The organism is Amylibacter marinus, from assembly GCF_030160015.1.
GTDB classification, from domain to species: Bacteria; Pseudomonadota; Alphaproteobacteria; order Rhodobacterales; family Rhodobacteraceae; genus Amylibacter; species Amylibacter marinus.
The window spans coordinates 904772-931627 of sequence record NZ_BSNN01000002.1; the positions used below are offsets into that span (position 1 = coordinate 904772).

The window sequence follows — 26856 nt, forward strand, 5'->3', positions numbered from 1 at the left end:
CATACGTTTCAAACATATGAAACATTTATTGAAAACCGCCCTGTGCGTAATCCTTAATATACTGGCCCTCGGAACCGCGGTGCTGGCAGATGTAACAAAGCATAGTGATATCCCCTATGGTGCAGATCCATTGCACCGTATGGATATCTATGTACCCAAGCAGGCGCGCGGGGCTCCGGTCATTGCGATGGTGCACGGAGGTGGCTGGCATATCGGTGATAAATCCAATGCCGGTGTGGTCGATAACAAACGAGATTACTGGACAAAGCGCGGTTATATTTTTGTCTCGATCAATTATCGCAAGATGCCCCAATCTGATCCCTATACTCAGGCCACGGATGTGGCGCGATCTTTTGCATATATTCAGAAAAATATAACGAAATATGGTGGTTCAGCGGGTAAATTGATCGCTATGGGCCATTCCGCGGGGGCCCACTTGGTGGCCTTGGTTCATACAGACATCGGGATGCGAAATCGCTTTGGTGTTAAAAAATGGTCTGGATCGGTTTTGCTGGATTCCGCAGCCTTTAATCTGCCCAATCTCATGCGAAATGATCCCCCAAAAATATATTTAAAAGCATTCGGCAACTCCCCAGCATTTTGGAAAAAAGCATCACCGGCCCATGCCCTAAAATCGGCACCATCGCCGATGTTAATCGTGTGTTCTACCATGCGCAAAATCGCCTGTAGTGACGGCAATTCATTCGCTAAACTGGCCCAAAAGCGCGGTGGTGCTGCGCAGGTTCTGCCGCTCAATAAATCCCACAGCGCGATAAACAAGACCCTTGGGAAATCACCAAGATACACCCAACAGGTCCATAATTGGATCAAGCAAACGCTCAAAAATTAGCTAATTTTTCTAGGTTTTCCCACTGCAAGGTTAGAATTCTTCAAACCCTTCTCTCTATTTCGTAGATCAGGAGGTCCCCATGTTCATATCCCTGTTGATCACATTTCTTCTTTGCGCCGCTGGTTCGGCCTATGTTTGGCACAGTGCAGGTGCGCCCAATCCCTCGTGGCGGGCGCATTATCCCCCGATAAATCAACGCCCACGCAGCGGCCCCGTACCGCGTATGGCACGCTACCGCGCAAACCTTCACCAATCGACCATCAAACTCATGCCCGCCCTTCAGGCTAGTCCACATCCTGGACGTGCAAAGAGAAACAATCAGGCCAATCTTCTGGCCCTAAAGATCCAATTCGCGCAACAGCCGGAGATTTTGTTTCTGAACGCCCTGTGTATTGGCAACCTGCGGCGCAAGGACCCCGATCCGGAAATGCGCGCGTTGTTTTTCGACATCTGGACAAAGCAGCGCCGCTATATGTTGAAAAATATCGATACTCGCTGGCTCCTTTCCGCACTCATTACGTTCGAGTTTGTCTCGGACAATCCCCGTCAACAACAGGCCGCCACTACCTCATTCGCCTTTTTCTCGATGATGCGCCTATACGAATCTGAGCGCATGGTGCATGGTGCCTCACCCACCAAACAGTTGCGCAGAAATTTCCGCGTCCAAAAGGTGACCATGGGCTTTAACAGCAATTCTATGCTGCGCGGTGATGCCGATGAAAATCTGATAAAGCTGATGATCCGGCTCGCCGACAGCGATCCTGTAACAGGCCCCATGATTGGCGAACTACTGGCACGCATGCACTGTGATCAAGGTAATATCTTCGCCCGCATCCGCAACGCCCGCGCCAAGAGACCTGATTCTGAGCGCAATATGTGATTTATCGGCGCCAAAACTGCACTGATTTCACGAATTCAGGTAATTTATCCCCACTCAGTTTGACTCTTGAAGATTTACCCCTCATTAACACCTCAGTTGAAGTGCCCCAATTCGGGGGCATGGCCGCGCTGTTTGCGGCAAAAGTCGTAAACGTAAGGCAAAAATGACAAAATTCTCTGATCTAAAACTCAGCCCAAAGGTGATGAAAGCCATCGCCGATGTGGGCTATGATACCCCAACCCCAATTCAAGCAGAGGCCATTCCCTATGCATTGGAAGGTCGGGATGTCTTGGGCATCGCCCAAACAGGCACCGGAAAAACCGCAGGATTTACGCTGCCGATGATCCACAAATTGGCCCGTGGCCGCGCCCGCGCACGAATGCCGCGCAGTCTTGTTTTGGCACCGACCCGCGAATTGGCCGCACAGGTGGCCGAAAACTTCGAACTCTATGCGAAATACGTAAAATTGGACATGGCTCTGTTGATTGGGGGTGTTTCGTTCAAAGATCAAGACAAGCTGATCGACCGCGGTGTTGATGTGCTAATTGCTACACCTGGCCGCCTGTTAGATCATTTCGAACGCGGCAAGCTGTTGCTGACCGGTATTGAAATCATGGTGGTGGATGAGGCGGATCGCATGTTGGACATGGGTTTTATCCCCGATATCGAACGGATATTTAAGCTCACGCCCTTTACCCGCCAGACCTTGTTTTTCAGCGCCACAATGGCCCCCGAAATCACACGGATCACTCAAGAATTCCTATCAAACCCGCAGCGCGTAGAGGTGGCTCGCCAGGCGACAACCTCTGAAAACATCGACCAAAAGGTCTGCTGTTTTACTGCATCCCACCGCAAGGCAGAAGCCAAGGAAAAACGCACCCTCTTGCGCAAGATCATCACCGATGAGGGTGAACGCCTGACCAACGGGATCATCTTCTGCAATCGCAAAATCGATGTGGACATTGTGCTAAAATCCCTGAAAAAACACGGTTATTCCGCCGGCGCTATTCACGGGGATCTAGATCAGAAATACCGTATGCAGGTTCTAGATGGGTTCAAGAATAACGAGATTCAGCTACTGGTGGCATCCGATGTGGCGGCCCGCGGGCTGGACATCCCAAACGTCTCACACGTGTTCAACTACGATGTACCGATCCATTCGGAGGATTATGTCCACCGGATTGGCCGTACAGGCCGCGCCGGGCGCAGCGGCTGGGCCTTTATGCTCTGCCTGCCACACGAACAAAAGAATCTGGATAAAATCGAAGAGTTGGTGAAACATCCAATTCCACGCCTAGAGGCTCCAGAGCTCCCTAAACCCGCCCGTAAAGAGCCGCGCAAGGCCAAGGAGCAACCCAAAGAGCAATCCCCAGTTGGACAGGAACCAGCGGCTGAGAAACCACACGCATCTGATCGACCGAAGGCGACGCCGAAATCTGCGCCAAAATCCACAACTAAACCCGCGCCAAAGCGTGGCAACGACAACCGTGTCAGAGGTCTGGGCCAACATGTTCCCGCCTTTTTGATGCGCAACATTCGTGGTGAAAACCCAGACCCAATTCCGCAGAGCGAAGGCTTAGCGCCAGACACCCAAGATTAAAAAAACCCTACACCATAATCGGTGTAGGGTTTTTCATTTCATAGGTGTGCTTGTGCGGTTGGCTGCTAACTTTCCAATCGGTTGATCAAAATTCGAGATACAGGTTTTTTTCCAACCTCATCGCGGCAAATCCGCGAAACGGTGCGTGCTACCAAATGTTCGACTTCTTCATCATCCAACAGGCGTTTTGCCTTTTGCGAAACAAGGACCCGTTCGATCTGCTCCTCGATCTGTGTTACCAGAGGCTCTTCTGCTTCGGATAACTCCGGCAGGCCAACCACCTCGGCCCAGACCCCTAACACATCGGCATCTTCCATCACCAAGGACACTGCCACAAACCCGCGGGTGGCCATTCGAATGCGCTCTAGAACCACACCGTCATAGGCCCCAATCAGCTGTTTCCCATCTAGATAAATGCGGCCAGTTTCGATGGTGTCCACCACCTTGGCACCCTTTTCATCAATCTCAACAACACTGCCATTGGGGGCAACAATTGCCTGCATGCCATTGCTGATCGCCAGTTGCGCATGTTCTTTCAAATGTCGGTACTCGCCGTGCATCGGGATCAGCGTTGTAGGCTGTAGCAACGCATGAACCCGTTGCAAATCGGGGCGGTTGGCGTGGCCCGACACGTGGTATATCTCGGCGCTATCATCGATCACCTTCACCCCCTGCATGGCCAAAGAATTGATAATGCGCCCCACAGGCACCTCATTCCCAGGAATGGTCTTGGACGAGAACAGAAACGTATCGTTCTCCTTCATCGTTAGCCCGAGATACTTACCTCGCGCCAACTGAGCCGAGGCCGCTCGGCCCTCGCCCTGTGATCCGGTCACGATCAGCATTAAATTCTCGCGTGGCACCGATGCTACGTCCTCAAGGTCAATGCGCGGCGGAAAATCCGTAAGCACCCCAGATTGCGTGGCATAACCCAGCATACGCTGCATAGAGCGCCCCAGCACACAAACGGAACGCCCCGCCGCAACACCCGCCTCGGCCAATGTCTTTAGCCGCGCGACGTTAGAGGCAAAAGTAGTGGCCACCACCATGCCCGACGCCTCGGAAATCATCTTGGCGATCGGTGCTTGAAGGGTGGATTCGGATCGTCCCTCTTTGTTTGAAAACACATTGGTGCTGTCGCAAACCAATACATCAACGCCCTTTTTACCCAAGGCCTTGAACATATCTGGGTCAAAGGCCTCGCCCACAATCGGATCAGCGTCCAATTTCAAATCACCCGTGTGTACCACGCGCAAGCCGCCGACCTCGATCACCAAACCAGATGCCTCAGGTATGGAATGGGGAACTGGCAGGATCCCCACAGAAAATGGGCCAACCTTCTGCATTTCCGGATAGGGCGGCAGAATTTCGATCGCGCTAGCATCTAAACCGCGATCTTCCATTTTGGCGCGGGCTACGGCCGCGGTGAATTTGCGGCAATAAATCGGCGCATTCAGGCGTGGAAACAACAAACCAATTGCCCCGATATGATCCTCATGGGCATGGGTGATGAAAATACCATCCAGCTGATCGGCACGTTGTTGAATAAATTGCGTATCCGCCATGATCAAATCAACGCCAGGGGTGCCATCCATAGACGGGAAGGTTACCCCCACATCCGCCAGAATATAGCGTTCCTGCCCCGATGGCCCATAGCCATAGAGATACATGTTCATTCCAATTTCGCCTGCACCACCGAGGGGCAGGTAAATCAATTTGTTTTTCGATGTCATCATCAGTTCCGATTTGCTTGGTCGATCAGATACAGCCCATGCAAAGTTAATTCTAGGTCTATCTGATCAATAACGCGGGTTCCGCGTTCATAAAGTGTAGAAAGCCCGCCTGTGGCGATTACCTTCATCGGGCGGGGGTGTTCGGCGCGGATTTGGGTGCATATGCCATCGACCAATCCAACATAACCCCAAAATACCCCAGATTGCATGCAAGCCAGCGTATTGGTGCCAATTACCTTCTCGGGTTGGGCCACATCGATATGGGGTAATGCGGCCGCACGCTCGTGCAAGGCCTGCATAGATAGGTTAACACCCGGTGCTATTACGCCGCCAATATAAGCGCCATCATGATCAACCACATCAAATGTGGTTGCAGTGCCAAAATCCACCACAATTAAATCGCCGCCATAGCGATTATAGGCACCAATGGTATTTACCAACCGATCAGGCCCCACTGTGGTGCCCTCGTCCACGCGCACATCTATCCCCAAAACACACCCAGCACGTCCCACCACAACTGGGCGACAATCAAAATAGCGATCCGTTAACACCCGCAGGTTAAACACCACGCGCGGCACTGTCGAGCTGATGACTGCACGCGTGATCTTGGCGTTTATACCCGCCAATTCTATCAGCTGATTTAGCCAGACAAAATATTCATCAGCCGTGCGCCCCACGTTGGTTTCACAGCGCCATTGGGCAATGAATTCAGTGCCGTCATGCAATGCAAAAACCGAATTGGTATTCCCTACATCTATTGCCAGTAACATTTGCCTAACTTTCGAAAAATATATCCGCCGCCGTGATGGCATGGCGTGTTCCGTTTGCTTCTATTACAACCGCACCTTCGTCGTCTATGGTGTGAAATATTCCCGTGATCTCACGGCGGGGCATGCGCGCGGTGATCACCTGTCCAATACGCGCCGCGTGGGCCAGCCACGCGGTGCGGGTGGGCCCAAACCCATGGGTTGCAAAGTTGGCTTCGCGCTGTGCAAATTTGGCGGCCAATACCTCTAGAAAATCCTCTGGCCCCACCACCGCGCCTAAATCGATTGGTGTAGCGCTGCCTGCCTCTAGCGCGCTGATATCGGGGCTATGGGCCAAGTTAACCCCAACACCAATGCACAAATGACTTGGCCCGTTGCCACAGGTTTCTAACAAAATACCTGCAAGCTTGCGCCCATCACACAGCACATCATTGGGCCATTTCAGGGTGAAACGATCGGGCGTGCCCGTCACCTCAACCAAGGCATCATAAAGCGCCAACGCGGTCACAAAACTATGTAACGCCACTTGGGTTAGCGTGCCGTTGATCGGCTTCAGAAGCGTTGCCGAAAAATTTCCCCGCGCAGAATTCCAAACCCGTCCGCGCCGGCCAACTCCCGCGCTCTGTGCCCATGCCATGATCCACAGCGGCGCACCACACTGATCCGCACGCCTCTTGGCCTCGGCATTGGTACTGTCAATTTCATCCAAGACCACACGGTCAAACCCCTGGGGCCACTGGCTCATTTTAACAGGCTAGCGGCCGCATCTGCGGCGATTGGCTGAACGCCGAACAGGTTGACCACCCCGACGACCATAATCAGTGCCGCCCCATATAGGGCCATCTTGTGCATCACGGGCATTACGCCGTCTAGCGCGTCAACCTCGTCGCCAAAATAGATATGGCGAATAATTCGCAGATAATAGAATGCGCCAATTACCGAAGCGATAACACCAGCAATGGCCAGCCAAGCCAACCCAGCATCCACAGCGGCCTGCAACACATACAGTTTGCCGAAAAAACCCGCCAGTGGCGGAATACCTGCCAGCGAAAACATCAAGGCGCTAATGGCAGCAGCGCGTGCCGGTTCCACCTTGGAATACATGCCCAATGATTTAATATCCGTAATTGGGCGTCCCTCGCGTTCCATGTTCAAAATAAACGCAAAAACCCCGATGTTCATGGTGACATAAATCGCCATATAAATTAGTAGCGCCGCCACCCCATCCTCAGTTCCAGAGGCCAACCCCACCAAGGCAAAGCCCATATGTGCAATAGATGAAAACGCCATCAGGCGTTTGATATTGCTCTGACCAATCGCGGCAATCGACCCCAAGAACATAGAAACAACCGCCAGAAACGCCACGATCTGTTGCCAATCAGCTACCGCACCACCAAAGGCATCATGCACCACCCGTGCAAACAGCGCGGCCGCCGCCATTTTTGGCGCCGTTGCGAAAAACCCAGTAACCGGCGTGGGTGAGCCTTCGTAAACATCTGGTGTCCACATATGAAACGGCGCGGCCGATATCTTGAATGCCATGCCAACACTTAGGAATACCAACCCAAACAGCAGGCCAAACCCCAGGTCACCCTCGTGGATCGTGGAGGCTATACCCGCAAAATTTGTGGTACCCGCAAAGCCATAGACCAAGGAAGCCCCATATAACAGAATCCCGGAAGATAGCGCTCCCAAGACAAAATATTTCAGCCCTGCCTCGGTAGAGCGCACCGAGTCTCGGCGAAATGAAGCCACCACATACAGCGAGAGCGATTGCAATTCCAACCCCATATAAAGCGCCATCAGATCCCCCGCAGAGACCATCAACATCATCCCTAGAACCGCCAAGGCGATCAAAATTGGGAATTCAAATTTCAACAGGTTATGTTTTTCCAGATACTGGCGCGATAGCAACAGCATAACCGCCGAGGCCCAGAGCATCACCACCTTGGCAAAGCGTCCAAACTCATCATTTACAAAGGCACCGTTAAACGCAACATCACTGCCCGCAGGGGCAAGCCCGATCCATGCCCCCAGCAGGAATAAAACCCCCGCGGTGGCCCAAAACATCAATCCAGCCAAGCGATCCTTGCCGCCGTATACCGCAAACATCAATGCCGCCATGGCAAAAACAGCCAGAAAAATTTCTGGCAAAATGATGTTAATATCTCCGCTGTTCATGGCTGGATATCCTTTAATGTGCTGCTGGCGCTTGGGGGGCGGTATCTGATACCAGCCCCTGCGCTGTGTTTACGTTTTCCAACAGTGCGCTGGTGCTGGGGCCGATCAGATCGAGGATCAATGCAGGGTAAACACCCAACAGAATGGTCATCACAATCAGGGGCGCCATCAGCATCTTCTCGCGGGTATCCATATCTAATATACCCTTCAGGCTGCCTTTTATCAGATCACCAAATATCACGCGACGATACAGCCATAGCGCATAACCCGCCGAGAAGATCACCCCTGTAGTGGCCACAAAGGCAACCCAGGTGTTGGCCTGAAACACCGCTGTTAAGGTTAAAAACTCGCCCACAAACCCAGATGTGCCTGGCAGGCCCACATTCGCCATGGTAAACAACATGAACACCGCCGCATAGACGGGCATGCGGATAACCAAGCCTCCATAGGCGTCTATCTCGCGGGTATGCATGCGATCATAAATCACCCCAACCGCTAGGAACAACGCCGCTGAAATAAACCCATGGCTCAACATCTGGTAAATTGCACCATCCAACCCCTGCTGATTCAGCGCAAAAATACCCATGGTTACGAACCCCATGTGCGCCACCGATGAATAGGCAATCAGCTTTTTCATATCTTCCTGCACCAAGGCCACAAGCGATGTGTAAACAATGGCGATGGCAGATAGCCATAATAGGAAATTCGCCATGACTTCTGCCCCGACAGGAAACATTGGCAAACTAAAGCGCAAAAAGCCATAGCCACCCATTTTCAACAGAATCGCGGCCAAGACCACAGACCCCGCAGTTGGCGCCTGAACATGAGCATCAGGCAACCACGTGTGTACAGGCCACATCGGCATCTTCACCGCAAAGCTGGCAAAAAACGCAAGGAATAACAGGGTTTGAATTCCCCCCACAACGCTAACGCCCAAGATGACCATATCCTTGGAGGCAAACTGATGTTGCATCAAGGCCGCGATATCCGTGGTGCCCGCATCAAACCACATATAGATCATCGCCACCAGCATCAGAACCGATCCTAGCAGCGTATAAAGGAAGAATTTAAACGCCGCATAAACGCGATCCTTGCCCCCCCAAATGCCCACAATCAGGAACATCGGAATAAGGCCGGCCTCGAAAATCACATAGAACAGGATCAGATCCAGCGCACAGAATACACCCAGCATTAGGGTTTCCAGCACAAGGAACATGATCATATATTCCTTTACACGGTGGGTCACCGACCAACAGGCGCCGATGACGATGGGCATCAAGAATGTGGTTAGCATCACAAATAGGATCGATATTCCATCTACACCTACCTTATATTTCAGTCCCGCAATCCAATCGTATTCCTCTACAAATTGAAAAGAGGTGTCCAGCGGGTCAAAATTGATCAAAACCGGCATGCTAATCAAAAAGGTCGCCAATGTGGCAACCAGCGCCAAAACCTTAGCGTTGCGCTGCGCTGCGGCGTCTTCACCTCGTAAAACAACCATCAGAATTAAGGCTGCCAATGAAGGTAAAAAAATCACCAGTGAGAGAACATTATCCATCAGTGCGCTCCCCCACCCAATGCAAACCATGTAACAATCACAACAACCCCAATCACCATGACAAAGGCATAGTGGAACAAATAGCCCGACTGTATTGCCTGATATTTACGCGTAAGGAAGGGGATCACCCCCATCGCCAAACCGTTGATGCCGCCATCAATCACTGCGCCATCGCCCTTTTTCCACAGGATATGCCCTAACCATTTGGTGGGGCGCACGAACAAAATGCCGTAGAGTTCGTCAAAATACCATTTGTTCAGGAAAAACGCATAGAGGCCGCTATGGCTTTTTGCAAGATTGTCTGGATTTTCAGGCGACCAGATATAAAACCAAAGCGCCATAATCAGACCAAAGGCCATCGCAACAAAGGGGGATACCTTTACCCAATTTGCAACACTATGCGCATCATGCACCACATGATTGGTATCGTGATTGGCATACAGAGATGTACCAAAAAACTCTTCCCAGTGGTGGCCAAAGAAATCTTCGTACCAGAACATGCCAGCAAAAATCGCCCCCAGCGCCAAAACACCCAAAGGTATTAACATCACCATCGGGCTCTCATGCGCATGATCGTGAGTATTCGCATCCCCACGCGGGGCACCGTAGAAGGTCATAAATATCAAACGCCACGAATAAAAACTGGTCATCGCCGCCGCGACCACCAGCATCACAAATCCATATAGCCCCACACCACCTGCGGCATAAGAACTCTCAATAATCGCATCCTTTGATAGAAATCCAGCAAAGCCAACATGCGTTAGCGGTATACCAACACCCGTAATGGCCAAGGTGCCAATCATCATCGCCGCAAAGGTCATTGGAATTTTTTTGCGCAGGCCACCGTAATTGCGCATGTCCTGCTCGTGATGCATGGCGTGGATCACCGACCCCGCCCCCAGGAACAACATCGCCTTGAAAAACGCGTGCGTAAACAAATGGAACATCGCCGCGCCATAGGCGCCAACACCCGCCGCCACAAACATGTAGCCCAGCTGGGAACAAGTAGAATAGGCGATCACCCGTTTGATATCATTTTGTACCAATCCAACGGTGGCTGCGAAAAATGCTGTGGTTGCGCCAATGATCACAATAAAGCTGGGCGTAAAGACCGCATATTCCAGTAATGGCGACAGACGGCAGACCATAAACACACCGGCCGTAACCATGGTGGCCGCATGGATCAGCGCCGACACTGGGGTCGGGCCTTCCATCGCATCAGGCAACCATGTGTGCAGCCCCAATTGCGCGGACTTGCCCATCGCACCGATGAACAACAGCATGGTGATAACCTCTAGCGCATTCAGCTCCCAACTCAGGAAATGCAGGGTGGTCTTGCTGAGTTCCTTCGCATTATGCGGGTCAAGTACTTCGGAAAAATTGATGCTATCCGTCAAGTAAAACAGCGCAAAGATCCCCAACGCAAAGCCGAAATCCCCAACGCGGTTGACAATAAAGGCCTTCATCGCCGCGGCACCTGCGGATGGCTTGCGATAGTAAAATCCGATCAACAAATAGGATGCAACGCCCACACCCTCCCAGCCAAAGAACATCTGCAACAGATTATCTGCCGTAACCAACATCAGCATCGCAAAGGTAAAGAACGATAGATATGCGAAAAAGCGCGGCTTATAGCTCTCGCCGTCTTTCCATTGTGGATCATGAGACATGTAGCCCCAAGAATACAAGTGCACCAAGGACGACACAGAGGTCACCACAATCAACATTATTGCGGTTAAACGATCCAACCGAATGGCCCAATCAGCAGACAGCGTCCCACTTTCTACCCAGCGGAACAAGGTGATAACCTCGGTCTCGCCATGAAAGCTGAAAAACACTACCCAAGACAGCGCGGCCGATAGGAACAACAGGCCCGTGGCGATGATCATCGAGACCTTCTCGCCAAACAATGGATGCCCGAAGCCACATAAAAACGCACCCAGTAGCGGAGCAAAAAGCAGGATCGTTTCCATCTGCCTAGCCTTTCATCACGTTAATATCTTCTACCGCAATGGTGCCACGCACCCGGAAGAAGCACACCAAAATCGCCAGCCCAATCGCCGCCTCGGCTGCCGCAACCGTAAGAATAAACAGAGCAAATACCTGCCCTGTCAAATCATTCAAATGTGTGGAAAATGCCACCATATTGATATTAACCGCCAAGAGCATCAGCTCGATCGACATCAAAATCACAATCACGTTTTTGCGGTTTAGAAAAATCCCAAAAATGCCAATAACAAACAGCAATGCCCCGACGACTAGATAATGTTCAACTGATATCATTGGTCGCGCCCCTGCTTTTCAATCATAATAATTTCTGTTTGCATGTTTGTCATATTTTACCAAGGTTGATGATTATCGAGCCAGTCCTGATACAATCGCTCGGGGACCTTGTGATCAAATTTGTAGCGAATCTTTTCAAGGGCCGTGAATTCATCCCAGTTGTATCCGACATAGACTTCTAAACGCTGCGTGTTAGGCTTGCAGGCCCAGCTGGGCTTGGACATGCCCAACAATGATCCCGTAGCCGTCATAAAAATCGTCACCACAATCGGAAGCGAAAACAGCATCTTTCCCTTTAGATCAAATTTCATAGCCCCTGCCCTGATTTCACGTTCACCACGGCCATCGTTTCTGATGGATCACGGTGCATTTGTTCGACAATATTTTGGCGTTTAACATCACCGCGATGGCGCAATGTCAAAACAATCGCCCCGATCATCGCAACCAACAAAATCATCCCAGAAATCTGAAACAGGTAGATATAATCGGTATAGATAATTTGCCCCAAGGCCACGGTATTATGCGCATCCGCCAGCGCAGGCGTTGGTGATTGCAGCAGGCTACCCGCCTCGCTGGCCACCACCCAGTGCCCATACAGCAAAGATAGTTCCGACAACAGAACCGCGCCAATCAGCAAGCCAATCAACATATAATTCTGCATACCAGACTTTAGCTCTGCAAAATCAACATCCAGCATCATCACCACAAACAAGAATAGCACCGCCACCGCGCCAACATAAACAATGGCCAACAGCATGGCCAAATATTCGGCACCCATCAGAACAAACATCGCCGAGGCGCTGAAAAATGTCAGGATCAACCACAAGACTGAATGCACAGGATTGCGCGACAGCACCACCAACAGTGCCGAGGCAACCGCCGTAAGTGCAAACACATAAAAGGCAATCAATGTTATGCCCATTTCTATCCCCTTCTTAGCCGCCCGATCGGGCACGTCTGCACAGTACCCGCAAACAATCCTCAAATATCCGCCCCATAGGGGGCCACGCATCAGCGATACGGCGCATCTAATTCCAGATTGCGCGCGATCTCCGCCTCCCAACGATCGCCGTTTTCCAACAGCTTCGCCTTGTCATAAAACAGCTCTTCGCGTGTCTCGGTGGCGAACTCGAAATTCGGCCCCTCAACAATCGCATCCACAGGACAGGCCTCTTGGCAAAACCCGCAATAAATGCACTTGGTCATATCAATGTCATACCGCGTGGTGCGGCGTGATCCATCCTCGCGCGGCTCTGCATCAATCACAATCGCTTGGGCCGGGCAAATCGCTTCGCACAGCTTACAGGCAATACAGCGCTCTTCGCCATTTTCATAACGACGCAACGCATGCTCGCCACGAAACCGCGGGCTTAGCGGCCCCTTCTCATGGGGATAATTCAGCGTGGCCTTGGGGCGGAAAAAATATTTCAAGCCCAATTTCATGCCCAGCACAAAATCAGCCAAAAGAAAATATTTTCCCGCACGCGTGTAATCAAATGCCATAACCGTCCCTATCCGTTCCATCCTAGATGCGCCTGTTTTACGCCACTGGCTCCACCACGCGCACACATCGGCCCCACAATCATCCGATCAAAACTTGAACCGATATGTGGTAGCGTGACCATCCCTATAACATTTCCTCGTATTGCGCGATGAGCGCCGCTGGCAAAATTGTGACAAAGGGCTCCTTCATCTCAAATCTTTGGATCACCTGATCCCAATACTCGCGCTTATGCGCCAGATGAACAGAGCGTGTCGCCGCGATGGCGCAATGCTCGATTTTGATCTCGCGGCAGGCATCGGCGCGAATAACACCATACCCAGCAAAGGCAATATCCATGCGCCGCGCGCCCAAGGGTAGCTCGCCCAAAAACTTGCGCAATTCCGAGTGGAAATCCAAGGCCCAAGTGGCGTTTTCAGAGAGAAACTTACGGTAGGGTGCCCGCCCATCCTTGGCCACCTCAAAACTGGCCTTCTGGAAAATCTTCACATACCACTCAACCAATTCCGGATCATTCTTGAACAGATGTTCGAGGTTGCGAGACGAGGTCAAAACCTGTGTTGATGCGGATACCACGCATAGATTGCGCTGTTTCTCCACACAGGTTTCTGTCTTGATCTTTAGCTTCGATAGATCGCCTTGCAAATCGGCAAAAGCAGGCACCGCCATTCCAATCGCCAAGACACATAAAGCAATAGTATTTCTTAAAACCACAGTCGATTATCCTCCAGTAACCCAGCGCGCGTATGTCCCGCCAAATGCACCGTACTGTGCAAAAAACGAAACAACAACAACCCAGAGCAATGACATGGGTAAGAATACCTTCCAACCCAGCCGCATTAGTTGATCATAGCGATAGCGCGGGGTGATCGCCTTTACCATCGCAAATAAGAAGAAAAAGAAGCCCATCTTAGCAACGAACCAAATGGCCCCATCCGGCAGTCCAGGCACAGGTGACAACCAGCCACCAAAAAACAATAGCGTGGTCAGGGCACACATCAGCCAAATGGCAATATATTCACCGGCCATAAACAACAAAAACGGGGTGGACGAGTATTCCACCTGATAGCCAGCCACCAATTCTGACTCTGCCTCAGGCAAATCAAATGGTGGGCGATTGGTCTCAGCAAGGGCCGAAATAAAGAACAAAAACACCATCGGAAAATGCGGTAGCCAGTACCAACTAAAGAAACCCCAATCGCCATCCTGCGCCAACACAATATCAACAAAGCTAAGCGACCCCGTGGTGATGATAATCCCCACAATGATAAACCCGATAGAGACCTCATAGGAAATCATCTGTGCCGCAGAACGCAAGGCCCCCAAAAACGGGTATTTGGAGTTAGACGCCCAGCCCCCCATGATCACACCATAAACCTCTAGGCTAGATACCGCAAAAACAAACAAAACCGCCACATTCAAATCAGACAATATCCAAGTTTCGTCAAAGGGAATAACCGCCCATGCCACCACAGCCAAAATAAAGGATGCCAAAGGCGCCAAGAAAAACACCGTGCGATCCGCCCCCGCAGGTACCACAACCTCTTTCACCACATACTTCAACGCATCCGCAATGGTCTGCAAAATCCCCCAAGGCCCCACAACATTTGGCCCACGACGCATTTGCACCGCCCCCCAAACCTTACGATCCCCATAAACCAGCACCAGCAGGCTGATCATCACAAACCCCAAAACCATCAAGCATTGCGCCAAAATGATCAGGAACATCCCCAGTGTTGTGTCAAAAAACCCCATGCCTACCCCTACTCTGCCGCTATGGCGCCTGTGGCGCGTTCTTTGGCATTGCGCGATAGCTCTGCCATCACTTCGGATGCCCGCGCAATTGGATTTGTCAGATAATGATCTGTTACAGCCGATTGGAAGTCACCGCTGCTTAATTCACCCGCCTTGGCGGTAAATTCTGCATTCTCGGCCACCTGATCAATCTCTGCCAAATGCGGGAATTCTGCAAACATCTGACTGCGCAGGGCCGCCAAACTGTCATAGGGCAATACCGCCCCCAGATCCGCCGATAGCGCACGCAAAATCGCCCAGTTCTCCTTGGCATCTCCAGGTGCAAATGAGGCGCGCGCACTGATCTGCGGTCGACCTTCTGTATTCACAAATAGGCCACTTTCCTCGGTATAGGCAGCGGCAGGCAGGATTACATCGGCGCGGTGCGCGCCCCGATCTCCATGGCTACCTTGATAAATCACAAAGGGATTATCAGCGATTTCCACCTCATCCGCGCCCAAATTGAACACCACCTCGGCGCCTTTTAGCGCCGCGTTTATGCCGCCCTTGGTCGTAAAACCGATATCCATGCCCCCCACACGCGCCGCGGCCGTGTGTAAAACCAATAGCTTTGAGGCGCTATTGGCGGCCAACCTCTGTGCCTCGGCCAATACCGCCTCGCCGTCTTCGGCCAACAACGCCCCCTGCCCAATAATCACTAGGGTTTTCATTTTCTTGGTTTCTGCGGTGATCTTCTTTTTAGCCAGTGCGCTTAGTGCTGCGCGATCTGTGCCCACATGGAAGTATTCATATTTCAAATCAACCTTTTCACCAACCAATGCAATCTGCGCGCCACGCAAATACGCCTTGCGAATTCGGGCATTTAGCACCGGCGCCTCTAGGCGGGGGTTAATGCCGACCAGCTGGATCATCTCAGCCTCGTCAATATCCTCGATATTGGCGGTGCCCACATAATCGCCGCGCCCGCCGATGGGTAATTTTGCATCATCCACCCGGCATTCCACCGCACCGCCCAGCCCAGTGACCAGCTGCTTCAACGCATACATCGCCTCAACCGAGACCAGATCACCGGCCAATCCCGCAACCTTCTTACCCTTTGCCGCCTTGGCAATAGCCCCAAAGGCCTCGCCCCAGCTGGCTGGCTTTAACTTACCCTTCACGCGCACATAGGGGCGATCCAGCCGCTGGCGACGCAACCCATCCCAAACAAAGCGGGACTTGTCCGACAACCATTCTTCATTCACACCATCATGATTTCGCGGCAAAATGCGCATCACCTCACGCCCTTTGGTGTCAACGCGGATGTTTGACCCAAGCGCATCCATTACATCGATGGTTTCGGTTTTCTTCAATTCCCACGGCCGCGCCGTAAAGGCATAGGGTTTTGACGTCAGCGCGCCAACGGGGCACAGATCGATGATATTACCCTGTAACTCGCTGTCTAAGGTTTGATTAAGATAGGAAGTAATTTCGGCGTCTTCGCCGCGCCCTGTCTGGCCCATCTGGGTGATACCCGCCACCTCGGTGGTGAAGCGCACGCAGCGCGTACAGGAAATGCACCGCGTCATAGTGGTGGCCACCAGTGGCCCTAAATTCAGATCTTCTGATGCACGTTTTGGCTCTCGAAAGCGGGAAAAATCCACGCCATATGCCATGGCCTGATCTTGTAAATCACATTCTCCACCCTGATCGCAAATAGGGCAATCCAATGGATGATTGATCAGCAAAAATTCCATTACACCCTCGCGGGCCTTTTTTACCATGGGGGATGTGGTCTTGACCTCGGGCAATTCCCCATTTGGCCCCCCGCGCAAATCACGAACCTGCATGGCACAAGACGCTGCTGGCTTTGGCGGGCCACCAACCACCTCGACCAAGCACATCCGACAGTTCCCCGCAATCGTCAAACGCTCGTGATAGCAAAAACGTGGCACCTCGATACCGGCTACTTCACAGGCTTGAAGCAGCGTCATCGCTCCTTCTACTTCGACTTCTTCACCGTCGATGATGATTTTGCGCAGATCAGACATGAGCCTAATTCATCCTTAGTAATACGCCAACTTGGCTTTTCTTTGCTATCTCCGCTTCGCCAAACTGGCACAGCGCATTTGGGGTCTCAGTATCCAATCCCTTGGACTGTAGGTATTTCACAACGCGGGCCCGCAACACCGCCTTCTCGTCTTTGTCCTCAATAAAGGCGCGGGTCTCGGACATAGAATACCCTGCATCACGGGCATGGCCTACCAATTTCCACGCAAAGGAGGCCCCGCGCAGCTTATGCGCCTCGATAGTGTTGCAATTTTTACGCACCCCGTGCGCTACACCAATTTGAAACAGCCCCCGATCAACCTCGGGCACATCCCACAGGCTGGCTGGGCGAGCAACACTTGCCGTACCAAGCGCCAAAATCAGGGCAGAAATAGTTACAATGCGCATTAGATATCTCCTTTAGATCATGCATTGGGGGGGCATAGAATTTCTGCACCCCTTTGCACTAAAATAAAGGCACAGTGGTACTGTTATGCAATAACAACCACGCTCGCGATTTGTTACAATATCCACCATCACACTACTGCCGCCGGTTTGCACTGGTTTTTGCGGGTCTCGGCAGACATCCCCAGATAATCCCAGCCAAAGGCCTGATCACTGGCTCCATGTGCGTTCAAATGCGCCAACTTGGCCAACCCCTCGTCTAATGTGGGTTGATGGCCAATGGGTACCCACCACATCACAAAATGCATCCCCTGCATGAGCTCCATCCATTCGGCGCGGCGATCATAAATCTGCTTGTGCACGGTGTTAAAAACGAAATTCTCTAGACTTGTGGCATCTTCCCAGACGGTCATATTCGACACAAATTGCGGATCCCCGCCGATGGCAGTTTCCAAATTCCCCGCATTCGGCTCGCTTGAACCTTCCATAATCCACACAAATCCTGGCATGCGTTTACCCAGCCCATTAATGCGATCAATGTTATTTACAAAATCTGCCACGCGCGGATCATCAACAGGGGCGATAAGGCGCGCCACATTCAATTCCGCAAGATGATGACCGGTTGGTTGCATTAGGTTAACGCCCCGATCATAGCAATCAGCGCAAGCCCGCAAATACAAAACATGCCAAGGGCAAATATCATTGTGCGCGGGCCCATGTTCTTATGCCCGATACCCTTGATGTGCACATAGGCCATAATCAAGCGGCTTACCAAAAACACAGAGGCCAATAGGTTTACCCAAAGGGGGCTACCACCAGCCAAAATCGCGGCAACGGTTGCACCCACAAAGGGGCCGCTAACCTCCATCGCATTCATATAGGCGCGGCTCCAGCGATAAGATTTCGAACTGTAATCCGCAGGTGGCATAGCACCGGATTCGACACCTTCGTTGGTTTTTATATTTGCTGACAGCGGATTCAAAATCATCACAATTAGAACAAAGGCCCCAAGGGCAAAAATCGCATGATTATATTGTGCAAAATGTTCCATTTTCTACTCCGCCGCAACCGAGCTGACCCGCCCGGTGCGCTTATGTTTAATACGATCCTCTATTTCATTGCGGAAATGACGTACCAAGCCTTGGATCGGCCATGCCGCCGCATCGCCCAGCGCACAAATCGTGTGGCCCTCGACCTGCTTGGTCACATCCAACAGCATATCAATTTCCTCAACCTCGGCCTCGCCGGTGACCAGACGTTCCATCACACGCATCATCCACCCCGTACCCTCGCGGCACGGCGTGCACTGACCGCAACTCTCGTGTTTATAAAATTTGGACAAGCGCCATATCGCCTTGATCACATCGGTGGATTGATCCATCACAATCACCGCCGCCGTGCCCAGACCCGATCTCTGCTCGCGCAGCCAGTCAAAATCCATGATCGCATCATTGCAAATATTCTGCGGTAACATCGGTACAGATGACCCACCGGGGATCACTGCCTTTAGGTTATCCCAGCCGCCGCGTACCCCGCCGCAGTGGCGATCCAGCAATTCGCGCAAAGGAATAGACATCTCTTCTTCGACCACACAGGGGCTGTTCACATGACCCGAAATCGCAAACAGCTTGGTGCCGGCATTGTTCTCGCGGCCAAAGGATTTAAACCAATCGCCCCCGCGGCGCAAAATTGTGGGCACCACAGCAATGGATTCCACATTGTTTACAGTGGTCGGGCATCCATACAGCCCGGCCCCCGCAGGGAATGGCGGCTTCATACGCGGCATGCCCTTTTTACCCTCTAGGCTCTCCAATAGCGCGGTTTCCTCGCCGCAAATATAGGCACCAGCCCCATGATGCAGATACAGATCAAAATCCCAGCCAGACTTGGCAGCATTTTTACCCAATAGCCCCGCATCATAGCATTCATCGATCGCCGCCTGTAGCGCCTCACGTTCGCGGATAAATTCACCTCGAATATAGATGTAACAAGCATTGGCATTCATGGCGAAACTGGCGATCAGCGCCCCCTCGATTAGGGTATGGGGATCATGGCGCATGATCTCGCGGTCCTTGCAGGTGCCTGGCTCAGACTCGTCTGCATTGATCACCAAATAGGCAGGCCGCCCATCAGATTCCTTGGGCATGAATGACCATTTCAATCCCGTGGGAAAACCAGCCCCCCCGCGCCCGCGCAGGCCAGAGCCCTTCATCTCGTCAACAATCCAGTCGCGGCCCTTTTTGATCAGCTTGGCCGTGCCATCCCAATGGCCGCGCGCCCTAGCGCCCTTTAGGCTGCGATCATGCATGCCGTATAGATTGGTAAAGATGCGGTCTTGGTCTTTTAACATCTTGTCACTTCCCTGATCATTGGCGCGCGCGCCAAACTTGAAACAATACAATCAGCGCCCATGCAAAGGCCGCCAGCGCGGCGAAATCGAATAGAAAAGCATAGCGTACTGCCCATCCCATTTGGCCACCGAGCCATTGCAAGACCATCCAAAGTATCATTGTAACCAGCATAACAATGCTGGCTATACGCGCTTGTTTAGATTGCGCCGGTGTGGATGGCTTCAAAATTGCTCTCCTTATACCTTCGGGCCAATGGCCCGAAGGGTTGTTAACGGGCTATCGCCTATTTTTTCTTACGCTTGGAAAATTCGGTCTCGCCGCCTTTGGCCAAAACCTTTGCCTGCTTCACCCACTCGTCGCGGACGATGCGCCCCTTAAACGATAGCTTGTCATCCACGGTGGCGATATCTGCCTTTTTCCAATTGGCGATCTGGGCGAATTGGTACACACCAATATCGTGACAGGTCGCCTCTAGCTTTGGGCCTACACCGGAGATCAGCTTTAGGTCATCCACCTGATCGGGGCGCTCCGTGTACAACACCGGTGGTTTCTCTGCGGCGGGCTTTTTGGCTGCCGGTTTCTTGGCTGCCGGTTTCTTGGCGGCAGGCTTTTTAGCAGCCGGTTTCTTCGCCGCAGGCTTTGGCGCCTCTTCTGGCACATCGGCAAATTTAGCAGGTGCGGCCTTTGGTGCCGGCGCCGGTTCTGGCTTTGGTGTAGGAATTGGGGCTGGCTCTGGCGCGGGTTCTGGTGCCGGCTCGGGCTTTGGCCTTGGCGCGGGCTTCGGGGCGGGCGCGGGTTTTGCAGTCTCGGCACTGGCGGCCGAGGCAGCCATTGCCGCACCAGATGCACCGGCGGCGGCAGCGCCTGCACCAGCCTGCGAAGATCCACACCATGCCCAGATCATAAATACTGTCGCTAGGAAAAATACGGCCAATCCCCAAAATAGCGATTGCGCATTGGTTAAATTCGTCAACCACATCAAAAGCAACGCCGTTAAAATACCTAATACAGCGCCCATAAGGCCGCATTTAACAGAACAACTCATTTCATCTTTATTCGCCATATTTTACTCCCCTAAGTGTTGCACGGGCTCAAATTGCCCATTTTCTATATAATCTCTATAAACTGCTTTGCTTGATTTACCCAATCATCTCTTTCGACCCGACCCTTAAACCTCAACTGGGCGTCCACCACTGCAATGTCAGATCCGCCCCAAGAGGCGATCTGCGCAAATTGATAAACGCCAATATCATTTAATGTTTGCTCTAGTTTTGGGCCAATGCCAGATATTTTCTTTAAATCATCCACATGATCGGGGCGGCTGTTAAAAAGCTGTGGCCCAGCATTTTGCGTATCGTTGTCTTGGTGCACTGTGGCGGATGCATGACCTTCTGTTGGCGCGCCATCGCTTGCTGTTTTAGCGGTTAAGCTTTCCCTTTTGGCTGATTGATCATTTTGAAAATCCCCGCCCGCATTACAAAACAATCTGCGCAGAACCCAGACCAAAATTAGCGTGGTGATCACCGCAATTAAAACACACAAAAGCATATGCACTGAGCGCAGCATGAAACAGGCCCCCAGCAACGCGCCACACAGGATCGCCATCCCCCAACACAGGGCTGTACATAGGGTCTGGGATTTTTCGCCGTTGGCCATTTCGTGCTACGCCTTTGTTTTACGGGTGATGGGCTTTAACACTGGAACCTCGTCGCCCTGAATACGCTTAATAGTATCGCCATATACAGTGGCACGTTCTGCGGATGCGTTCTGCCCATGCTTATCAGACACCATTTCCGTCAACGTGCTCAACCCTGTCACTGGTTCAGCGGCAAAGCGGCCATTCTGCGGGCCAGGAGTTGGGATCTCGCCACGTGCAAATGCCGCTAATATTTCGCGAAAGCTCTCCTCGGTTAGATCCTCATAGAAATCTTTGCCAATCTGAACCATCGGCGCATTTGAACAGGCCCCCAGACATTCAACCTCTTCCCAGCTGAACTGCCCATCAGCCGAAATTTGATGCGCCACTGGGGCGATCTCATCTTTGCAAACACTGATCAAATCTTCTGCACCGCAGATCATACAGGATGTGGTGCCACAAACCTGTACATGCGCCACAGCTCCCACAGGCTGTAACTGAAACATGAAATAAAACGTTGCAACCTCAAGCACACGAATAAATGCCATATCCAGCATCTCGCCTACGGTTTCGATTGCAGGGCGCGATAACCAGCCCTCTTGTTCTTGGGCGCGCCACAATAGCGGTATCACCGCACTGGCCTGACGGCCTTCGGGGTATTTGGCGATTTGGCCCTCGGCCCATTCCTTGTTAGCCGTGGTAAATGCGAAATCAACAGGCTGGTCTTTATGTAAACGACGAATTGACATTAGGTTAACCGCACCTTCCACGACAGAGTATCGACCATATTTCCAAGCTCCAAGGTGCTTTTGAAACCATCAGTTTCAACGCAGAAGGCATGGTGCCCACTAGATAGAGAATAAACGCGGTGTTTATTCCGGTGACAAGCGCTACCAGCAAATAGGTTGTCTTCGGGCCTAGGCCTCTGCAAATGAGGATTGCAGTCACATAGGCTATAAGCCCCCAAAGGACAGGCGCGGCGAGATCCACCTTCGCTTCTATATCGATCGGTTTGATCACAAACTGATCCATCGGCACGATCGTTAACTCTTTTGTCTCCGCCAACCATTATCACCGATCAATCTCCCCGAAAACCACATCCATCGTGCCAATAACTGCGGCAACATCTGCCAACTGATGGCCCTTACAAATATGATCCATCGCCTGCAAATGCAGATAACCCGGTGCGCGGATTTTAGTTTTGTAGGGTTTGTTTGATCCGTCCGATACCAAATAAACCCCGAATTCCCCTTTGGGGGCCTCGACGGCCACATAAACCTCGCCCGCGGGCACCCTGAAACCTTCGGTGTACAGCTTGAAATGGTGGATCAATGCTTCCATTGATGTTTTCATTTCATGGCGCTTTGGCGGCGATGCCTTGCCGCGCGACATCACATCACCGGTCGCGCTCTCTAACTTTTGGATCGCTTGTTGGATGATTTTCAAACTCTCGCGCATTTCCTGCATGCGGCACAGATAGCGATCATAACAATCGCCATTTTTACCGACCGGAATATCAAACTCAAATTCGTCATAGCACTCATAGGGCTGCGCACGGCGTAAATCCCACGCCATGCCAGAGCCGCGCACCATCACCCCAGAAAAGCCCCAGTCCAGCGCCTCTTGTTCTGTCACAATGGCAATGTCCACGTTGCGCTGTTTGAAAATACGGTTCTCGGTTAGCAAACCATCGATATCCGCTAGCACATCTGGGAATTCCATCGACCACGCCATGATATCATCCAGCAAATCCTGCGGCAGATCTTGGTGCACACCACCAGGGCGGAAATAATTGGCGTGCAGGCGCGCACCACAAGCACGCTCGTAAAACACCATCAGCTTTTCGCGCTCTTCAAATCCCCACAACGGCGGGGTTAGCGCCCCCACATCCATCGCCTGAGTGGTTACATTCAAGATGTGGTTCAAGATACGCCCGATTTCAGAGTAAAGCACACGGATCAAGGAGCCACGACGCGGCACATCAATGCCGGCCAATTTCTCAATCGCTAGACACCAAGCATGTTCTTGGTTCATCGGGGCCACGTAATCAAGACGGTCGAAATACGGCAGGTTCTGCAGATAGGTTCTGCTCTCCATCAACTTTTCAGTACCGCGGTGCAACAGGCCAATATGCGGATCACAGCGCTCGACGATCTCGCCGTCCAGCTCTAGCACAAGACGCAAAACACCGTGCGCCGCAGGGTGCTGAGGCCCAAAGTTGATGTTGAAATTGCGAATACGTTGCTCGCCTGTTTGGGCGTCGTTGAATGTGCCATCCATCATTTCGCAGACTCCTCTTGGCTTGGCCAAGTTACAAAGGTCAGCATCCAAAGAAGCATCGCCCAACCAAGCACAGGAATGATCAGCAACAGCATCCAGAACTTTGAAACCCCACTGCGCAGCGTTAAAAATACCAACGGCAGTCCGAACAAGACAAACATCATTGCAAAGGGAATGATTTGGGACGCTAATGACCCGTATTGGGCAATACCAGACACCATCACTTCGCCTCCGCCTTATCATCACCGGGCAGGATATATTCCGCACCCTCCCACGGCGACATGAAATCAAATTGTCGGTATTCCTGCACCAAATTCACGGGTTCATAAACCACACGTTTCTCGACCTCGTCATAGCGCAATTCGGTATAGCCCGTGGTCGGGAAATCCTTGCGCAATGGATAGCCGCGAAACCCGTAATCGGTCAGAATACGGCGCAGATCTGGATGATCAGAAAACAACACGCCATACATATCAAAAACCTCGCGCTCGAACCAATTGGCCGATGGATGCACCGCGGTGATTGAGGGCACCATGCCATCCTCGGCCACATGCACCTTTAGGCGAATACGCAAATTCGTGTACATAGATAGAAAATGATAGACCACCTCAAAGCGGTCCGCGCGGGCGGGATAATCAACGGCCGTGATATCAACAAGGGTAGAGAAGCGAAACACCACCCCTTTTTTCAACACTTCAACCACATCAGCAATATGCGCCAACTTGACCTGCACCAACAATTCACCCTGTGGCGTGATCTCATATCCAGAAACAGCCTTGGGGCATTTCAACTCAACCTGCGCGCCTAATTCTTTCAATTCTTCTGACATCAAATTACCTAACAATGGTGCCGGTGCGGCGAATTTTGCGTTGTAGTTGCAACAGACCATAGAGCAAGGCCTCGGCCGATGGGGGGCATCCAGGCACATAAACATCCACAGGCACCACACGATCACAGCCGCGCACCACACTATAGGAATAATGGTAATACCCGCCACCATTGGCACAGGATCCCATAGAAATCACATAGCGTGGCTCTGGCATCTGGTCATAAACCTTGCGCAGGGCCGGTGCCATTTTATTGGTCAATGTGCCCGCCACAATCATCAAATCCGACTGGCGTGGGGATGCGCGCGGTGCAATGCCGAAACGTTCGATATCATAGCGCGGCATCGCCGCATGCATCATTTCAACCGCGCAACACGCCAACCCAAAGGTCATCCAGTGCAATGATCCTGTGCGCGCCCAATTGATAATATCTTCTGTGCTGGTTAACAGGAACCCTTTGTCCTGCAACTGGCTGTTCAGCGCTGATGTCACAACCTCTTTATCAACACCTGCGGTATTGGGGGATGTCGCTACTCCCATTCCAAGGCTCCTTTTTTCCACTCATAAGCAAAGCCAATACTCAAAACAGCCAAGAAGATCATCATAGACCAAAACCCCAGCTCGCCTTGGTGCTGAAATGCCGTGGCCCAGGGGAATAGAAATGCCACCTCTAGATCAAAAATAATGAATAAAATAGATACCAGATAAAACCGAATATCAAACTTCATCCGCGCATCATCAAATGCATTAAACCCACATTCATAGGCAGATGTTTTTTCCGCATCAGGGTTGCGTACGGCCAAAACCAATGCCGCCAAAATCAGCACCAGACCCAGTCCAGCTGCAACCCCCAAGAAAACAAGAATAGGCAAGTAATTTAAGAGCAAGTCTTGCAAAGGTATCCCCTTTAGCGTTGGCAACTAAGAATTCTTCTCCATGCTTAACTGTCACATGCTTCAAGGTCAACAAACTCGAACGTGAAAACGGATGCACTCTAACCCTAGATACAAATCCACCACGCCCTAGGGGATTACCGCCGCCAACTCTTCGCGTATGATCTGCGCCACCACACGGTAATCCTCAGGCGCAATCGTTAACGGCAGGCGAATGTCCATCAGCCCAGCCAGCACGCTGTCTGTGCGCGGCAAATCCTGTGCTTCTGTATAGCGCCAACTGTCATGGCGCGAGGTAAATCCAACAGGCCGATCCGCCCCAAACCATTTAATCTGCACACCGCGCGCCATACAACTTGCCAAAAACGCCTCGATCGGCGCCGCCGCCAAGTCATCTAGGCAGAATTGAAAGGATGACGCCACAAACCCCTCTTTGGCTGGGCGATCAATCAATCGTAGCCCCTCTACCTGTGCCAAGGCATCCTCTAATACACGATAACGCGCATTCCACGCCGCCGCCTGCGCAGGCAATTGCGCCAGCTGTGGGCGTAGAATCGCCGCGCGCAGATTATCCATCCGCCCTGAACAATTGGGCGTATCAAGGCGAACATCGTCAAATGCCTCTGCCGGCGCCCCAGCCCCGTGGCTTTCATACAGCATATAAGAGCCAGACAACATGGTTGCCCGTGCCATCGCATCTGCGTCATCCGTGATCAGCAATCCCCCCTCGCCCGAATTCACATGCTTAAAGGTCTGGGTGGAATAACACCCAATAATCCCGTGGCGTCCGCTGGGCACCCCATTCCAATCCGCCCCCATAGTATGGGCGCAATCCTCAATCACCTGCACACCAGCCCCATCGCAGATTTGCATTAACGCATCCATATCCACGATATGTCCCCGCATATGGCTCAACATCAAAACCTTGGCGCCACTGGATAGAATCTTGGCGTTCAAATCGTCTAAATCCATCACCAAATCGCCTGTCACCTCGACAAACACAGGGCGCGCACCCACAGATGCAATAGCCCCCGGTACAGGGGCCAAAGTGAAAGCATTGGTCAAAACCGCATCCCCATGTTCAACACCCAACGCACGCAACGCCGCGCCCAGCGCATAGCCCCCCGATGCCACCGCAAGGCAATATTTAGCCCCCGTAAATGCCGCGAATTCTTGCTCTAACAACACCGTTTCGGCCACCTCGCCCGCAACGGTGTTATACCGATGTAGCCGCCCGTGGCGCATCACACGCACGGCCGCTTCAATACCGGCCTCGGGGATTGGCTCTTGCTGGGTGAAATCACCCTTAAATTTCACGCCCATCT

General features: G+C 52.0%; 29 protein-coding genes and 1 pseudogene. 3 read left to right on the plus strand and 27 right to left on the minus strand.

Annotated features, from left to right (window positions below; translation table 11 throughout):
* Positions 1 to 16: 16 nt before the first annotated feature.
* The 3 genes from QQL62_RS05295 to QQL62_RS05305 all read left to right on the plus strand — a co-directional run bounded on the left by QQL62_RS05295 (position 17) and on the right by QQL62_RS05305 (position 3330).
* A complete protein-coding gene (locus tag QQL62_RS05295; RefSeq protein ID WP_284376736.1) occupies positions 17 to 850 on the plus strand; it encodes an alpha/beta hydrolase in 834 nt (277 codons plus the stop codon).
* Between the two features lie 223 nt (positions 851 to 1073).
* Entirely contained in the window at positions 1074 to 1730 is a 657-nt protein-coding gene (locus QQL62_RS05300) for a hypothetical protein (RefSeq protein WP_284376737.1), read from the plus strand.
* Between the two features lie 163 nt (positions 1731 to 1893).
* Positions 1894 to 3330, plus strand: coding sequence for a DEAD/DEAH box helicase (locus QQL62_RS05305; RefSeq protein ID WP_284376738.1), 1437 nt, complete (start codon positions 1894 to 1896; stop codon positions 3328 to 3330).
* A gap of 65 nt (positions 3331 to 3395) precedes the next feature.
* Here QQL62_RS05305 and QQL62_RS05310 read toward each other — a convergent pair whose 3' ends face one another.
* From QQL62_RS05310 to QQL62_RS05440, 27 genes and pseudogenes are all read right to left on the minus strand, one after another.
* On the minus strand, positions 3396 to 5063 hold the full coding sequence (locus tag QQL62_RS05310; RefSeq protein ID WP_284376739.1) for a ribonuclease J: 1668 nt from the start codon (positions 5061 to 5063) through the stop codon (positions 3396 to 3398).
* A gap of 2 nt (positions 5064 to 5065) precedes the next feature.
* Positions 5066 to 5833 (minus strand): type III pantothenate kinase, encoded by a 768-nt coding sequence (locus tag QQL62_RS05315; protein ID WP_284376740.1) that lies wholly within the window; start codon positions 5831 to 5833, stop codon positions 5066 to 5068.
* A 4-nt stretch (positions 5834 to 5837) separates the two neighbouring features.
* Complete coding sequence (locus QQL62_RS05320; protein ID WP_284376741.1) at positions 5838 to 6575, minus strand: biotin--[acetyl-CoA-carboxylase] ligase; 738 nt, start codon at positions 6573 to 6575, stop codon at positions 5838 to 5840.
* Positions 6572 to 8011: an NADH-quinone oxidoreductase subunit NuoN gene (gene nuoN / locus QQL62_RS05325; protein WP_284376742.1), complete on the minus strand. Its 1440-nt coding sequence runs from the start codon at positions 8009 to 8011 to the stop codon at positions 6572 to 6574. Before nuoN ends, QQL62_RS05320 begins: the two co-directional genes overlap by 4 nt.
* A 13-nt stretch (positions 8012 to 8024) precedes the next feature.
* Positions 8025 to 9572 carry an NADH-quinone oxidoreductase subunit M gene (locus QQL62_RS05330; protein ID WP_284376743.1) on the minus strand — a complete coding sequence of 516 codons (1548 nt, stop codon included), beginning with the start codon at positions 9570 to 9572 and terminating at the stop codon, positions 8025 to 8027.
* On the minus strand, positions 9572 to 11545 hold the full coding sequence (gene nuoL, locus QQL62_RS05335) for an NADH-quinone oxidoreductase subunit L (RefSeq protein ID WP_284376744.1): 1974 nt from the start codon (positions 11543 to 11545) through the stop codon (positions 9572 to 9574). The genes QQL62_RS05330 and nuoL overlap by 1 nt, the downstream gene beginning before the upstream one ends.
* A gap of 4 nt (positions 11546 to 11549) precedes the next feature.
* The gene (nuoK, locus tag QQL62_RS05340) at positions 11550 to 11855 is read right to left on the minus strand and encodes an NADH-quinone oxidoreductase subunit NuoK (protein ID WP_284376745.1); all 306 of its coding nucleotides are present in this window, start codon (positions 11853 to 11855) and stop codon (positions 11550 to 11552) included.
* Between the two features lie 56 nt (positions 11856 to 11911).
* Complete coding sequence (locus QQL62_RS05345) at positions 11912 to 12166, minus strand: hypothetical protein (protein WP_284376747.1); 255 nt, start codon at positions 12164 to 12166, stop codon at positions 11912 to 11914.
* Entirely contained in the window at positions 12163 to 12771 is a 609-nt protein-coding gene (locus QQL62_RS05350) for an NADH-quinone oxidoreductase subunit J (protein ID WP_284377192.1), read from the minus strand. Before QQL62_RS05350 ends, QQL62_RS05345 begins: the two co-directional genes overlap by 4 nt.
* A 95-nt stretch (positions 12772 to 12866) precedes the next feature.
* On the minus strand, positions 12867 to 13358 hold the full coding sequence (gene nuoI / locus QQL62_RS05355; protein WP_431355745.1) for an NADH-quinone oxidoreductase subunit NuoI: 492 nt from the start codon (positions 13356 to 13358) through the stop codon (positions 12867 to 12869).
* Between the two features lie 124 nt (positions 13359 to 13482).
* The gene (locus QQL62_RS05360; protein WP_284376749.1) at positions 13483 to 14025 is read right to left on the minus strand and encodes a hypothetical protein; all 543 of its coding nucleotides are present in this window, start codon (positions 14023 to 14025) and stop codon (positions 13483 to 13485) included.
* A 51-nt stretch (positions 14026 to 14076) separates the two neighbouring features.
* A complete protein-coding gene (nuoH, locus tag QQL62_RS05365) occupies positions 14077 to 15111 on the minus strand; it encodes an NADH-quinone oxidoreductase subunit NuoH (RefSeq protein WP_284376750.1) in 1035 nt (344 codons plus the stop codon).
* Positions 15112 to 15119: 8 nt separating this feature from the next.
* On the minus strand, positions 15120 to 17141 hold the full coding sequence (gene nuoG / locus QQL62_RS05370; protein WP_284376751.1) for an NADH-quinone oxidoreductase subunit NuoG: 2022 nt from the start codon (positions 17139 to 17141) through the stop codon (positions 15120 to 15122).
* A gap of 4 nt (positions 17142 to 17145) precedes the next feature.
* Complete coding sequence (locus QQL62_RS05375; RefSeq protein ID WP_284376752.1) at positions 17146 to 17547, minus strand: DUF5333 domain-containing protein; 402 nt, start codon at positions 17545 to 17547, stop codon at positions 17146 to 17148.
* A 128-nt stretch (positions 17548 to 17675) separates the two neighbouring features.
* Positions 17676 to 18176: a DUF3291 domain-containing protein gene (locus QQL62_RS05380; protein ID WP_284376753.1), complete on the minus strand. Its 501-nt coding sequence runs from the start codon at positions 18174 to 18176 to the stop codon at positions 17676 to 17678.
* On the minus strand, positions 18176 to 18595 hold the full coding sequence (locus tag QQL62_RS05385) for an MAPEG family protein (RefSeq protein ID WP_284376754.1): 420 nt from the start codon (positions 18593 to 18595) through the stop codon (positions 18176 to 18178). Before QQL62_RS05385 ends, QQL62_RS05380 begins: the two co-directional genes overlap by 1 nt.
* Before the next feature lie 3 nt (positions 18596 to 18598).
* Positions 18599 to 19894: an NADH-quinone oxidoreductase subunit NuoF gene (gene nuoF, locus QQL62_RS05390; protein WP_284376755.1), complete on the minus strand. Its 1296-nt coding sequence runs from the start codon at positions 19892 to 19894 to the stop codon at positions 18599 to 18601.
* Between the two features lie 16 nt (positions 19895 to 19910).
* Positions 19911 to 20120: a DUF5337 family protein gene (locus QQL62_RS05395; protein ID WP_284376757.1), complete on the minus strand. Its 210-nt coding sequence runs from the start codon at positions 20118 to 20120 to the stop codon at positions 19911 to 19913.
* 58 nt (positions 20121 to 20178) lie between these two features.
* Positions 20179 to 20958: an NADH-quinone oxidoreductase subunit E gene (locus QQL62_RS05400; protein ID WP_284376758.1), complete on the minus strand. Its 780-nt coding sequence runs from the start codon at positions 20956 to 20958 to the stop codon at positions 20179 to 20181.
* A 44-nt stretch (positions 20959 to 21002) separates the two neighbouring features.
* Positions 21003 to 21551: an NADH-quinone oxidoreductase subunit E gene (locus tag QQL62_RS13490; protein WP_348520655.1), complete on the minus strand. Its 549-nt coding sequence runs from the start codon at positions 21549 to 21551 to the stop codon at positions 21003 to 21005.
* Positions 21552 to 21581: 30 nt separating this feature from the next.
* Positions 21582 to 22280, minus strand: a pseudogene (gene nuoE / locus QQL62_RS05410) (NADH-quinone oxidoreductase subunit NuoE); the annotation flags it as partial.
* 322 nt (positions 22281 to 22602) lie between these two features.
* Entirely contained in the window at positions 22603 to 23811 is a 1209-nt protein-coding gene (locus tag QQL62_RS05415) for an NADH-quinone oxidoreductase subunit D (protein WP_284377193.1), read from the minus strand.
* A complete protein-coding gene (locus tag QQL62_RS05420; protein ID WP_284376759.1) occupies positions 23811 to 24032 on the minus strand; it encodes a hypothetical protein in 222 nt (73 codons plus the stop codon). Before QQL62_RS05420 ends, QQL62_RS05415 begins: the two co-directional genes overlap by 1 nt.
* Complete coding sequence (locus QQL62_RS05425; RefSeq protein WP_284376760.1) at positions 24032 to 24640, minus strand: NADH-quinone oxidoreductase subunit C; 609 nt, start codon at positions 24638 to 24640, stop codon at positions 24032 to 24034. Before QQL62_RS05425 ends, QQL62_RS05420 begins: the two co-directional genes overlap by 1 nt.
* 4 nt (positions 24641 to 24644) lie before the next feature.
* Positions 24645 to 25178 carry a NuoB/complex I 20 kDa subunit family protein gene (locus QQL62_RS05430; protein ID WP_284376761.1) on the minus strand — a complete coding sequence of 178 codons (534 nt, stop codon included), beginning with the start codon at positions 25176 to 25178 and terminating at the stop codon, positions 24645 to 24647.
* Positions 25169 to 25534: an NADH-quinone oxidoreductase subunit A gene (locus tag QQL62_RS05435; protein ID WP_284376762.1), complete on the minus strand. Its 366-nt coding sequence runs from the start codon at positions 25532 to 25534 to the stop codon at positions 25169 to 25171. The genes QQL62_RS05430 and QQL62_RS05435 overlap by 10 nt, the downstream gene beginning before the upstream one ends.
* Positions 25535 to 25660: 126 nt before the next feature.
* Entirely contained in the window at positions 25661 to 26854 is a 1194-nt protein-coding gene (locus QQL62_RS05440) for a DegT/DnrJ/EryC1/StrS family aminotransferase (protein ID WP_284376763.1), read from the minus strand.
* Positions 26855 to 26856: the final 2 nt, after the last annotated feature.